General features: G+C 67.0%; 3 protein-coding genes. 1 reads left to right on the forward strand and 2 read right to left on the reverse strand.

Annotated features, from left to right (window positions below):
• On the forward strand, positions 1-259 hold a 259-nt coding region (locus AC1D00_RS39380; RefSeq protein WP_477014396.1), incomplete at its 5' end, for a DUF2125 domain-containing protein.
• Positions 260-432: 173 nt separating this feature from the next.
• Here AC1D00_RS39380 and AC1D00_RS39385 read toward each other — a convergent pair.
• Positions 433-1368: a prephenate/arogenate dehydrogenase family protein gene (locus tag AC1D00_RS39385; RefSeq protein ID WP_477014397.1), complete on the reverse strand. Its 936-nt coding sequence runs from the start codon at positions 1366-1368 to the stop codon at positions 433-435.
• A partial coding sequence (locus AC1D00_RS39390) for an aminotransferase class I/II-fold pyridoxal phosphate-dependent enzyme (protein ID WP_477014398.1) occupies positions 1365-1827 on the reverse strand: 463 nt, incomplete at its 5' end. The genes AC1D00_RS39390 and AC1D00_RS39385, both read right to left, overlap by 4 nt.

Raw genomic sequence — 1827 nt, forward strand, 5'->3', positions numbered from 1 at the left:
GGCAACCCTCGACCGTGTCGCGCCCGGCGTGAAGTCGCAGGATCTCAACAATCTGTTCGGCGCGCTCGATCGCGCCGTCCCCGGCCTCGGCAAGGTCATCAAGCAGAATGCCAATGCCGGCGTTGCCGCCGGCATCAATTCGATCGGTACCGAGAGCACGCTGGAAGGCAAGAAGGCCCGCAGCTTCCCGCTGAAGTTCGTGGACKGCGCCGTGCTGCTCGGCCCGGTCAAGGTCGGCCAGATCCCGCCGCTGTATTGATTTGGCGGCGCGTCGGCTCAACCGATTGGTGGAGCCGCGTGGGAAAATGTCTAACCCTCACCCTGAGGAGCCGCGCTCTTCGCGCGGCGTCTCGAAGGGCGAGGCCACCAGCCGGGCCTTCATCCTTCGAGACGCGCGTTCCGCGCTCCTCAGGATGAGGACTGGCAGCACAGCTACGGCTTCTTCAGCGCCGCATGCGGCCGGCCGAAATCGGGCGCCGCCGAATCCTGGCCGATCTCGACGATGCCGCGGCGGATGGCGCGGGTGCGGGTGAAGTGGTCGAACAGCGCCTCGCCGTCGCCGCGCCGGATCGCGCGGGTGAGTTTTGCCAGATCCTCGGTGAAGGTGCCGAGCATCTCCAGCACGGCTTCCTTGTTGGCGAGGAAGACGTCGCGCCACATCGTCGGATCGGACGCCGCGATGCGGGTGAAATCGCGGAAGCCGCCGGCGGAGAACTTGATGACCTCGGACTCCGTCACCTGCGCCAGCTCGTCGGCGGTGCCGACGATGGTGTAGGCGATCAGATGCGGCAGATGGCTGGTGATCGCGAGCACGAGATCATGGTGATCCGGCGTCATGATCTCGACCTTGGCGCCCATCGCCGCCCAGAACGCGCGCAGGCGATCGGTAGCCGACGCGTCGACGCCTTCCGGCGGGGTCAGGATGCACCAGCGGTTGATGAAGAGCTCGGCGAAACCGGAGTCGGGGCCCGAGTGCTCGGTGCCCGCCACGGGGTGCGCCGGCACGAAATGAACGGTCTTCGGCAGATGCGGCGCCATGTCCCTGACGATCGCGCCCTTGACCGAGCCGACGTCGGAGACGATCGCGTCGGGTTTCAGATGCGCGGCGATCTCCTGCGCCACAGGTCCGCAGGCGCCGACGGGAATGCAGAGGATGACGAGGTCGGCATCCTTCACCGCTTCCGCATTGGTCGCCACGACCTGGTCGACGATGCCGAGCTCGAGCACGCGGGCGCGCGTCTTCTCCGAGCGCGCGGTGGTGACGATCTCGCCGGCCAGGCCCTGGAGCTTCGCGGCGCGCGCGATCGAGCCGCCGATCAGGCCAAAGCCGATCAGGGCGACGCGCTGGAAGTGCGGTGTAGCGCTCATTTGCCGGCCATGAAGTCGCGCAAACCGTCGACGACGAGGCGGTTGGCCTCCTCGGTGCCGATGGTCATGCGCAGCGAATGCGGCAGGCCGTAGTTCTTCAGCGCCCGCAGCACGAGGCCCCGCTTGGTCAGGAAGGCGTCGGCCTCGTCCGAGGTCCTGCCCTTCTCGGTCGGAAAGTGGATCAGCACGAAATTGGCGACGCTCGGCGTCACCTTCAGCCCGAGCTTGCCGATCTCCTCGGTGAGCCAATTGCGCCAGGTCTCGGTGAACTGCTTCGACATCGTCTGATGCGCGGTGTCCTCGATCGCGGCGACCGCGGCATACATCGCCGGCGTCGACACGTTGAACGGACCGCGGATGCGGTTGACCGCGTCGATGATGTGCTCGGGGCCGAACATCCAGCCGATGCGCAGCGCGGCGAGGCCGTGGATCTTGGAGAAGGTGTGCGTCACCACGGTG

It is taken from the genome of Bradyrhizobium sp. P2_E8, assembly GCF_056403875.1.